Raw genomic sequence first — 12,791 nt, forward strand, 5'->3', positions numbered from 1 at the left:
AGCTTTATCACGGATCTTGCCGGCACTTGGTATCAAACTTCTCGAAGCGGTTTTAACACGAAAACTTTCGCGCCGCGTTCAACTGGGTGCAAGCCACCGGCGAGGTGAATCTTGGTTTGCGCCTGGGCGGAGCGTTGTGGCGATTCTGGCTTTGGCGTGGCCATGTTAGAGAAGGTTACGATCGGCTGAATGCGCTGCTGACGCTTCCCAACGCGGCGCCGCACTCCAAAGAACGCGCCAGCGCCTTAAACGGCGCCGGCACCATCGCTAACATCCTGTGCGACTATCGTGCTGCTCGCGCGTTTCTGCAAGAAAGTCTGGAGATTTGGCGAAAGCTTGGCGACAAGAGGGGAATGGGGATCGCCCTCAACAACCTGGCTTGGATCGCCTGCTACCGCGTTGAGCTCGCGACGGCGCAAGCGCTTTCGCAAGAAGCTTTGGATTTGCATCGGCAGACAGGAGACCAACGCGGCGAAGCGGTGGCGTTGAACAACCTGAGCTGGGTGGCGTTTTTCCACTGCGATTTGGCGCAAGCGCTTTCCTTGCAGGAGCAATCGCTTGCTCTCCGCCGAAACATTGGGGACGAAAGAGGCACGGCTTTTTCTCAAAACGTGTTGGGACAATTTGAAGCGACACGGGGCAACTATCAGAAGGCGATTTCACACCTCGAAGAATCTCGCCGGCTACATCAGCGGCTGGACGACAAGCAGGGTTTGGCCTGGATGTTGATTTTGCTCGGCAATACGGCGCGCAAACAAGGCGATCTCGAAGACGCAATAAAACTCTTGGAGGAGGGCATCGCGGCATTAAGAGTGATTGACAACAGGTGGGGAATTGAATTGGGGCTTTACTGGCTGGGAATCGCCGCTCAGGAATTTGGCCATTTTCAACGCGCCGAGGCGCTTTTGGAAGAAAGCCTGGCGATGTCGCGGGAACGGGAAAGTCAATGGGGAATTGCCAGCGCTCTCTGTCGTCTCGGCGATGTTGCGCTCGAGAAAAATGATTATGCCCGAGCCAAAGCTTGCTATCATGAAAGCCTGTCGCGGCATGGAGAATTGGGCAACAAGATTGGCATTGCCGAGGCCCTAGTTGGATATGGACGGGTCGCGCTCGTCGAAAATCGTAACGCGCGCGGCACGGCTTTTCGCCGCCGCCGAGCTTCTGTGCGCGCAGATTGGCGCACCCATGTCGATGCGCGAGCATGAGAGATTCACTCGTGAAGTCGCCGCCCTGCGCGCTGGGTTAATGGATGGTGAATTTGATGCGGAATTTGCTGCTGGCAAAACGATGACGGAGGAGCAGGCCATTGCGTATGCGTTGGAAGGTGCGGACGAGCAGTAGCAGCAGCGCCTTTGAGTTTTCCATAGGGCATAGGTGTCAAGCTAAAGGATGGTGCCAGTCCCCAACGGGGCGACATTCGTTTTCTATTCTGCTCTTTCAGGGTGATCGTAATTATTTGGAACCAATCGCGGTCTCAGGTTTCCACCCTGGGCTATCACATCACGTTCCTTCGAAGCCTGCGATAATGCTCTCAGCTTGATACGTTTGCTCCGAAGGGGTGAAATATTTTGTTCCGGCCATTGCGTTTTCGTCTTATTTCACCCCTACGGGGTTCGGTGAATCTTTGCTGCCCTCGTCTATAATCATGTCACCGCTTCGTGGTTGCGCCTCTGCGCGCCTGGATTTGTTGAGAATGGCATTCTTCAGGTCTTCAAAAAACGGCACAATGATGCGCAGCACCCCATGAATTCGGCGAGGGCGCCTTAGGATACCTTTGCTATCGCGGTGAAATCCTGTACCTCGTGAGCCACGCAAACGATTCTGGCCAGGCTGAATCACCAAATTTTGATGTCGACGTTTGTGGCCGTTCATCACCCGCAAGGTGCCTGTTTGATGATTTCTTAACCGGGACAGTGATCAATGACGAAGCATTTCTTCTTCGCCTACACCTTTTTGTGTTGCCTACTCGGGCCGCAACGCGGACAAACACAAACTCAGATTGATCCGCCGCCCGGCGAAACCGGCCTGCCCTTCATTCAAAATTTCAGTCCCAAAGAATACAATGCCTACAACCAGAATTGGGCAATCGTGCAAGGTCACGACGGCCTGATGTATTTTGGCAATGGCTCCGGCGTGCTGATTTATGATGGCGTGAGCTGGCGACTGATCCCAGTTTCAAACAACACGGTGGTGCGCTCACTCGCCGTTGACGAGGACGGGCGGGTTTATGTCGGCGCGCGCGGCGAGTTCGGTTACCTGGCGCCCGATGGCGCCGGGCAGTTGCGCTATGTTTCATTGTTGGATCGCGTCAAGCCCGAGATGCGCGATTTTGCTGATGTGTGGGAGATTCTGGCGAACAGCCAGGGGGTTTATTTCAGAACGGTGAATTATTTGTTCCGGTTGAATCGCGACAAGCCGGCGGCTCTTGCAGGAACAGCGGCTTCGCCTCCGGATACCCTGCAATACTGGATTGCGAAAAATCCCAGCTTCTTTTTTGCACACAAAGCTGGCGATTCGATTTTTCTCACCATGGCCGGCGCCAATGCTGTTGTCAAAGTGAAGGGCGACGAGCTCCAGGAGATCCGGGTAAATGACGATCTTCAAAAAGAAGAGATTTATGCCCTTTTGCCTCTGTCGCCAAGCGACAAGAGTTCAACGCGCAGTCTTGCCATAAGCCGTCGCGGCGCCGGCTATGTTTTTCAAAATGATCGTTTCGAGCCGCTGGCGTTGGAGCCGTCACTGACGGAGTATTTGAGGGCGAAGTCTGTCTTTCGCGGCGCCGTTTTGAATGACGGCACGCTGGCGTTGGGCACCTTCTCAGGCGGCGTGGTGATCATGAATCAACAAGGCCGCCTCTTGCACATACTGAACAAGGCGTCCGGCCTGCGCGATGACGGTGTGTTTGCAGTTTATGCCGGCCGCGAGGGCGGCCTGTGGCTGGCGCTCAACAATGGACTGGCCCGCGTGGAATTGCCCTCACCTCTTGCAATTTTCAATGAGGCCGCCGGCGTCACCAGCAACGTTGAAGCGATCACCAGACACCGTGGTCTCTTGTACGTTGCAACCGGACGCGGCCTGCAGTACTTATCATTGCCCGCAGCCCGCGGCAATCCCGCTGTCTTCATGCCGGTGCCGGAAGTCGATCAACAAGCGTGGGCATTGTTGTCGACAGAAGATGGGTTGATGGTGGCCACAACCTTTGCCATCCATCTCGTCAACACCGGCGAAAAGCCCGAAGTACTGGCCAATCTCTATACTTTTCAACTGTGCCGCTCACGATTCAACAGAAATTTTATTTTCTTGGGCCATGAGAACGGCCTGCGACTCTTGCAGAAGTCCGGGGGACGCTGGCAATTCGCCGGGCGGGTTCCGGGCATTAACCAGCAGATCAGAACCATTGTTGAGGAAGCGCCGGGGAGATTGTGGTTGGGCACACGCAGCAATGGGTATTTCCGTGTCACGCTGCCGGAGGATTTCGTGCAATACGATTCCGCCAGTCTCATTCAGGCGGATTCCTTGAACTGCCGCATCGAGCAATTTGGCAAAGCGCACCGCGTCCCGGACGGTTTTGCGCTGGTGTATCGCGTGGCCGGCCGTACCCTATTCGCCACTCAAAAAGGTCTGCGCCGGTTTGACGAAACCAGCCGGCACTTTGTGCCTGATTCCAGCTTTGGCGCCCGGTTCGCAGATACGACGCGCTGGATTAATCCGGTCTACGAAGACCAGAAGGGCAACGTCTGGATCTCCAGTGGCGAGGGCGCCAAGGGAGAGGTGATCAAGCTGATTCCGCTGCCGGATGGCGGTTATGAAGCGCAGGCCACTCCGTTTCAGCGTCTTACGGAACCAGGTGGTTCGCTCAACGCCATTTATGCTGATTCCGACCATCCTGGTCTGATGTGGTTTGGCACCAGTGAAACCGTTCTGCGGTTCGATGCAAATGTCAGAAAGAACTATGCGGTGGATTTTCAGTGCCTGATTCGGCGTGTGACCGCCAACCAGGATTCGGTGATTTATGACGGCGCTGCGCAGGCCGCCATGCAAAAGCCGCCGGTTATTGCTTATGCCGCCAATGCGCTGCGCTTCGAGTTTGCCGCCGCCAGCTTCGAGATGCCCTCCCAAACAGAGTATCAAACCTATCTCGAAGGATTTGATGAGGGCTGGTCAAACTGGGCAGCAGAAACTCAGAAGGACTATACCAACCTGCCGGAAGGCGACTACCGTTTTCGCGTCCGCGCGAGAAATGTATACCAACATCTGAGCGGCGAGGGCGAGTATGCCTTCACCATTCTCCCGCCCTGGTACCGCACCTGGTGGGCTTATGCGATTTATGCGGTAATTGTTTGGGCGTTGTTTTACAGCGTGCGGCGCTATGAAATGAGCCGCCAGCGTTTCAAACACAGCGCCGAGCTGCGTCAAATGGAAGCCGAGAAGTTGCAGGAATTGGACGCGCTCAAGTCGCGCTTCTTTGCCAACATCTCGCACGAGTTTCGCACCCCACTGACGCTGATTATGGGTCAGATTGAAAGCGAACTGAACGCGCCGGCAGAGAACAAAGACCGCAACAAGCTGCAAATGGCACTGCGCAATGCCAGGCAACTGCTGCGTCTGATCAACCAATTGCTCGATTTGTCGAAAATCGAAGCCGGGCGTATGACGCTCGCCGCCAGGCCGGGTAATCTCGTGCCTCTCCTGCGAAGCCTGACGGCCTCGTTTGAATCTTTTGCACAACAGAAAAACCTCGACCTGCGTTTTGAGGCGGCGCACGACGCCGTCATCGTCAACTTCGATCAGGAGAAAATCGAGAAGGTGGTGTACAACCTGCTTTCGAATGCGATGAAGTTCACGCCGGAAGGAGGAAAAGTTGCGGTGGCAGTGATGCTTGGCAATGAGCAGAAAACCGGGTACTCTGAACAGAACGCAAAGAAGGCCCTTGACTCTCCGCGCCATGCCATCATCACTGTCCGCGACAGCGGCATCGGCATTCCAGCGGAGCGTCTGCCTCACATCTTTGACCGCTTTTACCAGGTTGATGCCTCACAAACCCGCGAACACGAAGGCACAGGGATCGGCCTGGCGCTGACCAAGGAACTGGTTGAATTGCACGGCGGTACGATTTCCGTGGAAAGCAGCGAAGGGTTTGGCACAACGTTCGTCGTGCGGTTGCCGGTTGTCAGTGAACAGTCATCAGTGGCCAGTGATCAGTTGGTAGATATCAGTGAGCAGTTGCCCGAGACCATCACTCCGACAATCCATCACTCCATTGATCGAATAATCCAACAATCCGACACTCCAGCAATCCAACAATCCACGGCTCCATCAGAGTTTGTTCTCATCGTCGAGGACAATGCCGACGTGCGCGAATATGTGCGCCAGCATCTCGACGGCCGCTATCGCGTGATCGAAGCCAAGGACGGCGAGGAGGGCCTCACCAAAGCGCAGGAATACATTCCCGACCTCATCATCAGCGATGTGATGATGCCGAGAATCGACGGTTACGAGTTGGCGCGCCGCATTCGCAACCATGAACTGACCAGCCACATTCCCATCATCATGCTGACCGCAAAAGCGGCGGAAGAGGAGAAACTCGAAGGTCTGGAAACCGGTGTGGATGCCTACCTGATCAAGCCGTTCGGCACCAAGGAGTTGCAGGTGCGCGTGCGCAAGCTGATTGAGATGCGGCGGAAATTGCGGCAGCAAACCGGCGCCAAAGCCGTGCTCTCGCCCGCGGCGGTACAGGCTTCGTCGCTGGATCAGGAGTTTTTGCAGAAGGTGCGCGAGATCATCGAAGCGAATATGGATGATGAGAACTTCAGCGTTGATGCTCTTGCGGCAAAAGCCGGCATGGGCATGCGGCAGTTGCAGCGCAAGCTGAAAGCGCTGACCGACGCCTCCCCGCAGCAGTGCATCCGCAGCATGAGGCTGCAGCGCGCCAAACAATTGCTCGAGCAAAAAGCCGGTACGGTTACCGAGATCGCGTTTCGAGTCGGCTACGGGGATGTCACAGCCTTCTCAAAAGCCTTTCGCGCGGAATATGGCCAGTCCCCCTCGGAAATGATCCCCGGCAAGGAAAAGCAGTAATACTTGCTCTGCCTCCAAAAACCGATCTTTTGATCTGGCGGAACCGCAGTGTCGCAGAGAGCGCTGAGAAAGACTTCTTGAGGTTGGAACTCTGCGATCCTGGCGTCTCCACGGTTCAACTGTTTGCTTTGTGGTTGAAAACCTGTCAATATCGTCCGGACGGGATTATGCTGACTTCGAGCGCTTTATGGCTTTTAACCTTTGCGCGATCGTGGCGGACTTTGCGGTTGAGAAAGAGTAAATGTTCGGCAAGGCTGAGAATTTTTCAACTCGAGAATGTCTGGCATTGATGCGATAACCGCAATGTTCGCAAAGGAGCCGCAAAGGCCGCTACGATTTACGAGGATAAAGAACTGCCTCGAAAGCTGCAAATCAAAGCTTCTGCGAAGCAGCAAAAAACTGTTCGGTGAAACTTGCTGTCTTCAGAGATCATCGGTATGAAAGCTTTTCCGCCGAAATGTGCCGCAGTTACCGAACGTCGCCGAAAAAAAATTGGCAGGATGATTTATCGACAAAATTATTTCAAATCGTTCTGCCGGCAAATTATTCTGCCATAAACTTTCAGAATTTTATCCTAACTTTAGAAAAGCGAAGGGTCTAATCTCCCTCTTCCCGTTTCTCCCTTTCCCCCTCTCACCCTCTCTTCCTCCCCCCATGTCGCATTTAGCAAGGAAAATGTCGCATTCAACCACGCCAGGTCGCATCTGAACTGAACAAAGTCGTCCCCGGCAAAGCATTCCCCTGCTGAATTTTCTTATCTTTTCGCGTGACGAACAGACAATCATTTTGAACCAAAAGGGTTCTCAAGAAATGACAGCTACTGAAAACCGGGCAGCGGCACATGCCGCCGGCGCAGCCATCTACAGCAAGAGCGTGCTTTCCATTTATGACCTGTTCGTGCTGGGTTTCTCGAACCGGTTCGCCTGGCGTTGCCCCTCGCGGCTGATTGTGGATTTCTACAATGAGCATGTCTCCGGCCGGCATCTGGACCTGGGGGTGGGCACGGGTTATTTCCTGGACAAGTGCACTTTCCCGGCGCCGCACCCGCACATTGCGCTGGCGGATTTGAATCCCAACAGCCTGGAAATGGCGGCCAGACGGCTGCGGCGCTACGAACCCACGACACACGTCGTCAATGTGCTCAGGCCGTTTTGGATAAAGCCGGCAAGCTTTGATTCCATCGCCATGAACTATTTGCTGCACTGCCTGCCGGGCGATTTGTCCGACAAGAGCGTGGTGTTTCAGCATGTCAAGCCGCTGCTGAATCGCAGCGGCGGGGTGGTATTTGGCACTACGATTTTGGGCAAAGGGGTGGCGCATTCTCCCCTGGCGCGCGCCTTTTTGCTGATTTACAACGCACACGGCATTTTTGGCAACAAGCGGGACTCGCCGCGGGATTTGGAGCAGGCGTTGCAAGCACACTACAGTGATTATCAAATGCATCTCGTGGGTTCTGTGGCGTTCTTTATGGGAAGGACGTAGAGGCCGGAGTGATGGTGTCGTGGAGGGAACGGAAGAAGAATGAGTTGAGGTGAGGTTCAGTACTTTCACAATTCCAAAACCCAACAAATGCTGACAAACAACCAGTGGTCACTAATTCAACCAAAGGAGACGTGTTCATGAGTTGCGCAAAGAGGTACTCTCAAAAATCCAGGCGTATGACAATGCGGCCGTGGCTGGCGGCGGCGCTGTTTGTCGCGGCCATGACGAGGCCGGCAGCGGCGCAGGATCTCTTCATGGATTGGACAAACGGGACGACGGGGGTGCTCGGGTCAGTGACGGTAACCACCGGCAATTTTACATCATCGAATCTGGTTAGGGCATACAACCTCTCGGGCCCGGACTATTCTGCCGCACCGGGTTCGACCTCGCAGGAGGTGATATCGTTTTCTGGGAACAGTGATTGGTCCGTATCCTTCAGCGAGCCGGTAACCGGCCTCCGGCTGTACCTGTACTCTTGGCGAAGCCCTTACGTTTACACCTTTAGTGAGCCGTTTACAGTGGCTTCCGGTTTGAGCGGCGCCACCGTCACCAGCAATCAAATCATTAAAAGCTCGAGCTATTTCATGAAAGGCATCATCACCTTTGCCGGTCCCCTCACTTCGTTGACGGTCAATTCGACTGCCGGTGGTGGGGAATTCAGTAGCCAGGCAATGACGTTCGGCATGTCCGCTTGTACTGCCCCATCAATCACGTTGTCACCCGTCGATGTCGATATATTCTCGGGCGATAACGCCTCATTCAGTGTGACGGTCGACGGCACCTCCCCGCTTTCCTACCAATGGCGCAAGGACGGCGTCAATCTTTCGGACGGTGGTGTTGTCTCCGGCGCCACCACGGCAACGTTATTACTCACCGACGTTACGGGTGTGGAAGCTGGCAGCTACGATTGCGTGGTGGCCAATTCCTGCGGGAACGTCACCAGTTCTGCTGCAGCATTGACTGTTCATCTGCCGGAGATGGAGGTGCGATACAACGGCGTTGCCATTGCCAACGGCGACGACACACCCAGCACCGCGGAGGGCACTGACTTCGGCAGCGCGGTGGCAGCCCCAGGCAATTTTGTCGCGCGCACTTTTACCATCGCCAATACCGGCTCGGCCGCGCTCAATCTCACCGGCGCTCTGCCCAGAGTGCAGGTCAGCGGTCCGAATGCTTCGGAGTTTACCGTGTTGGCGCCGCCTGCTTCATCGGTGAGCGCGGGCAGCACAACCACCTTTACCGTGCACTTCCATCCCGAGGCGCCGGGCTTGCGCACGGCAACGTTCAGCATTGCCAACGACGACAGCGATGAAAATCCTTATGAGTTCGTGGTGCAAGGGACGGGAGTGGCGGCGCCTTCAGAGTTCGTCTTCCTCGCCAACAAGATCACGCTGGAAGAGACCAAGCAAAACACGCCCGGCGGCGACATGCATTCCAACGGCACGCTCTTAATTGAGAAGGGCGAACCCAGCACCTACCATTCCAACCTCATAGCCGTGGGCAAAATTACCATTGAGAAACGCAACACCATCAATGGCAACGTGCGCTCGCAAACCAGCATCAGCAATTCCGGCACCATCACCGGCACAAAAACGATTGGCCCGGTGAATACCGAGCCGCTGCCGAGTTTGAGCTACAGCGCAGGCGGGCCGAACAAGACCGTTCCCTCCGGAGGCTCGCTTACGCTCGCGCCCGGATCGTATGGCATCGTCACCATGAGCAACAACGGCACGCTCAAGCTCTCCAGCGGCGAATACTTCATGACGGAGCTGCGCTATTCGAGTTCGATTGAAGGCGGAAAGATTGAGATTGATCTTTCAAGCGGCGACCCGGTGGTGATCAACGTTGTCACCAATCTCCAACTCGGCCACGAAGCCGCGATTGTGCTCTTGCCCAACGGTGAGTCGGACAGCAAGCTGGTGACCTTCAACACCCTGCAAAGCACAAATGCCAACTGGGGCCGCGAGGCGTACTTGGTCGGCTCGTTCAACGCGCCCAACGCGAAGGTGACGCTGGTGAAGAACACGCAACTGCGCGGCTCGATCAGCGCCAAAGAAATTTTCGTGAGCAACGATTGCTTGTTCCTGCATCATGACTCGCCGGGCAGTTTACCAGGCCCGGGCAATTTGCCGAAGTCACCGGCGTCCGAGGTCGCCACCTCTGAAGTCGTTACGGATTACGCTTTGGAACAGAATTATCCCAACCCGTTCAATCCCACCACGACGATTAGTTTCTCCCTGCCCGAAGCGAGCGACGTGACATTGTCAATTTTCAACACGAACGGGCAATTGGTGAAGAGACTCGTTACCGGTGCGATGAATGCGGGCCGCCACGGCTTTACGTGGGACGCGACCGATGCGAGCGGCGCGCGCGTGGCCAGCGGCGTGTATCTGTATGTGATCAAAGCCGGGGAATTCACTGCACAGAGAAGGCTTTTGTTGTTGAAATGAAAGGTGGAACGTGAAGCGTAAAACGTAATGCGTAAAGCGTAAATGCGCTATCGTTACGTGTTACGTTTTACGAATTTCGGATTACGAATTACCAACCACGAATCGCGCCTTGCGAGCGTCGTCCGGAAAGTTCGGACGACGCTCGTTTTGTGTTGCGGTTTTTGACTTCTTGCGCTGTTGGAATTCATTCACCAGACAGAAATGAATCTTTCATGACAAACTTAACATGCGGTGCATTGATCAACCCCGACTGCGCGCCTGCATCACAGGAGATGGTTGTGCCCGGCGCTCGCTCCGGCGCTCGTCCCACAGAACATTGCCGGTCATGAAGTCGAGACAGACGAGGTAGCCGCCGGAATTGCCGCCGTTCGCGCCATACAGACAGCCATCGACGACGATCATGCCGCCGTGATGGTTTTGCATTCTGTTGGTGAAATAGACTTCCCGGGCTGTGATAGTACTGTTCGCTTCCTTGCTCAGCTTTACCAAACCACCGCCATTACCATATGCGGAGGCGGCGAACACGTGGCCGTCGTGGTAGACCGGCGTGGAGCAGTTGATGCCGCTGTTGCTGACCGCGCGATCATATCGCCAGAGAAATTTGCCGTTTGATGCGGCAACCCCGACAAGTGCATCTGCGGTGAGCTGCACGTACTGGCGCTGCCCCTCGAAGTCGATTGCGATGGCTGATGAGTAAGCCGCGCCGGGATTGCCGGGCACCTGGCTTTTCCAAATCGTGTTGCCGGTCAACTTGTCGAGGGCGACCAGCGTCGCGCCTTCACCGCCGGGCGTGCAGATGACTTTGTTGCCATCAACGAGCGGTGATTCGCGGAAACTCCAAACCGGCACTTCTCCGCCGAAATCGCGTTGCAGGCTGCGTTGCCAAAGGATCTTACCGTCGCGTACTTGCAGGCAAGCCAGGTCGCCGCCCAAGCCGATAACATAAAGCCGTTCTCCATCGACCGTTGGCGTGCATCCCGGCCCCTCTTTGCCCTGCGGCCGGCTTTGCGGGAATGCCGGGCCTAGACGAGTCACCCAGAGCGTCTTGCCCTCCGCCTCGGAAAGGGCCCAAACGACTTCGTCCTTGCCACGATTACTCATGCCAAAGATTTTCCCATCTGCAATGGAGGGCGCGCTGTCGCCGCCGCCAAGCCCCTTGATCTTCCACGCGAGCGGCGGGCCATCCTTCGTCCATTCTTTGAGCAGGCCGCGTTCCTTGGAAATGGCATTCCGGTCGGGTCCCTGCCACTTCGGCCAATCGAAGCGCCCGAATGATCCCTTGAGGGCTGTTGCATTCAGCAGGATCAACGCGAGACACAAGGCATAGCTTTCATGGAAGAATCTCCCTAATATGAAGAGTGAATACAACGGTCAGATAGCCATTTCGTTTGGGAACGGCCCTTGGCTTATTGATTCTCGTCATCGTTGCAAGGCGCGCGATCATTTCGTTGCCCGTGCCGGTTTCGCCCGGAAAGGGAACGATCACATCCGTCTCTGCGACGTGCTCAACTTCGTGCGGCCCTTCTGGAAACTGGCGAATCTTGCGGAAGTTCACCAAGTCCGAAAACGGAGTGCTGCGACCAAACATATGAAATCTGGCCCACAAATCAAGCATAATCCCCAGAAAGTGAATACACACGCCATATCACTATTTGCTCTGGACAAACGCCGCCGGAAAACCATCGCAGGTGCCATCCTGCAATGCCGCTTGCGTTTGACCGAATTCCTCTATAATTTAGCTGTCAATTTTTCAGCCGTTATGGAAGTGGCCTCCATCCACCAAGACAATTCTGAGACCGGCGATGATCGGCCAAACCGTATCCCATTACAAAAACCTGGAGCCATTGGGCGAGGGCGGCATGGGTGTCGTTTACAAAGCAGAAGACACCAAGCTGCAACGCTCAGTGGCGCTAAAATTTCTGCCGGAAAATTTGGCGCGCAACGCCGAGGCCAGGGCGCGGTTGCTGCAAGAAGCCCGTGCGGCGGCGGCTCTTAATCATCCCAACATTTGCACCATCTACGAAATTGGCGAAGCCGACGATAGATTTTTCATCGCGATGGAGCATGTCGAAGGAGAAACGCTGCGTCAAAAAGCCGCCAGCGCTCCATTGCCGGTGGCCAGCGTGATCAGTTTTGCCCTGCAAATTGCTGCCGGTTTGCAGGCGGCGCATGAAAAGGGCATCTTTCATCGCGATATAAAAAGTTCGAATATCATGGTAACCCGCAAGGATCAAATCAAGATCATTGATTTCGGACTCGCCAAACTGGCCGGCAGCTCGTTTCTGACCAAAGAAAAATCCACGATGGGCACCGTGGCCTACATGTCGCCCGAGCAAGTGCGCGGCAAGAAAGTCGATCAGCGCACGGATCTCTGGTCGTTTGGCGTGGTGCTTTATGAAATGCTCGCCGGGCAACTGCCGTTTCAAAGCGATCATGAACAAGTGCTGATTTATGCGATCATCAATGAAACACCCGAGCCAATCACTGATTTGCGTCCGGACGTGCCGCCGGCCTTGGAAGCCATCGTCGAGAAGGCGCTGCAAAGAAGTTTGTCCGCTCGTTATCAGTGTGTCGATGAGTTGCTCTTCGATTTGAGAAAGCTTTTGTCGTCAGCCGAGATCAGCATGCCACCGACAAAAACGGTGAGCACGCGCACCAACAATTTGCCGGCGCAATCCACACCGCTCATCGGGCGCGAAGCGGAGATCGAGGCCGTCACCCAGCTTCTGCTCCGGCCGGAGGTTCGCCTGTTGACCTTGACCGGTCCCGGCGGTACGGGCA

7 protein-coding genes are annotated in these 12,791 nt (G+C 55.4%); 5 read left to right on the top strand and 2 right to left on the bottom strand.

All coding sequences use genetic code 11. The annotated features are described in order from the left end of the window. Nucleotides 1–86: 86 nt before the first annotated feature. The 4 genes from FBQ85_16745 to FBQ85_16760 all read left to right on the top strand — a co-directional run bounded on the left by FBQ85_16745 (nucleotide 87) and on the right by FBQ85_16760 (nucleotide 10,010). Nucleotides 87–1,205 carry a tetratricopeptide repeat protein gene (locus FBQ85_16745; protein MDL1876794.1) on the top strand — a complete coding sequence of 373 codons (1,119 nt, stop codon included), beginning with the start codon at nucleotides 87–89 and terminating at the stop codon, nucleotides 1,203–1,205. Nucleotides 1,206–1,920: 715 nt separating this feature from the next. Beyond that, nucleotides 1,921–6,078, top strand: a complete 4,158-nt coding sequence (locus tag FBQ85_16750; protein ID MDL1876795.1) for a response regulator — start codon at nucleotides 1,921–1,923, stop codon at nucleotides 6,076–6,078. A gap of 810 nt (nucleotides 6,079–6,888) precedes the next feature. Beyond that, nucleotides 6,889–7,560 (top strand): class I SAM-dependent methyltransferase, encoded by a 672-nt coding sequence (locus FBQ85_16755; GenBank protein MDL1876796.1) that lies wholly within the window; start codon nucleotides 6,889–6,891, stop codon nucleotides 7,558–7,560. Between the two features lie 137 nt (nucleotides 7,561–7,697). Next, nucleotides 7,698–10,010 carry a choice-of-anchor D domain-containing protein gene (locus tag FBQ85_16760; GenBank protein ID MDL1876797.1) on the top strand — a complete coding sequence of 771 codons (2,313 nt, stop codon included), beginning with the start codon at nucleotides 7,698–7,700 and terminating at the stop codon, nucleotides 10,008–10,010. Nucleotides 10,011–10,250: 240 nt separating this feature from the next. On the opposite strand, the gene FBQ85_16765 is transcribed toward FBQ85_16760, so the two are convergent. Both FBQ85_16765 and FBQ85_16770 read right to left on the bottom strand, forming a co-directional pair. Next, nucleotides 10,251–11,330: a serine/threonine protein kinase gene (locus tag FBQ85_16765; GenBank protein MDL1876798.1), complete on the bottom strand. Its 1,080-nt coding sequence runs from the start codon at nucleotides 11,328–11,330 to the stop codon at nucleotides 10,251–10,253. Nucleotides 11,331–11,340: 10 nt separating this feature from the next. Then, nucleotides 11,341–11,598 carry a hypothetical protein gene (locus tag FBQ85_16770; protein MDL1876799.1) on the bottom strand — a complete coding sequence of 86 codons (258 nt, stop codon included), beginning with the start codon at nucleotides 11,596–11,598 and terminating at the stop codon, nucleotides 11,341–11,343. 214 nt (nucleotides 11,599–11,812) lie between these two features. Between FBQ85_16770 and FBQ85_16775 the strand changes: the two genes are divergently transcribed. Further along, nucleotides 11,813–12,791, top strand: a 979-nt coding sequence (locus FBQ85_16775; GenBank protein ID MDL1876800.1) for a serine/threonine protein kinase, incomplete at its 3' end; no start/stop codon positions are given.

This window comes from Cytophagia bacterium CHB2, from assembly GCA_030263535.1.
GTDB lineage: Bacteria > Zhuqueibacterota > Zhuqueibacteria > Zhuqueibacterales > Zhuqueibacteraceae > Coneutiohabitans.

What these genes read in the sequence shown, in the direction of transcription:
- FBQ85_16755 (MDL1876796.1), top strand. Translation starts at nt 6,889, where the DNA reads ATGACAGCTACTGAAAACCGGGCAGCGGCACATGCCGCCGGCGCAGCC.
- FBQ85_16750 (MDL1876795.1), top strand. Translation starts at nt 1,921, where the DNA reads ATGACGAAGCATTTCTTCTTCGCCTACACCTTTTTGTGTTGCCTACTC.
- FBQ85_16770 (MDL1876799.1), bottom strand. Translation starts at nt 11,598, where the DNA reads ATGTTTGGTCGCAGCACTCCGTTTTCGGACTTGGTGAACTTCCGCAAG.
- FBQ85_16760 (MDL1876797.1), top strand. Translation starts at nt 7,698, where the DNA reads ATGAGTTGCGCAAAGAGGTACTCTCAAAAATCCAGGCGTATGACAATG.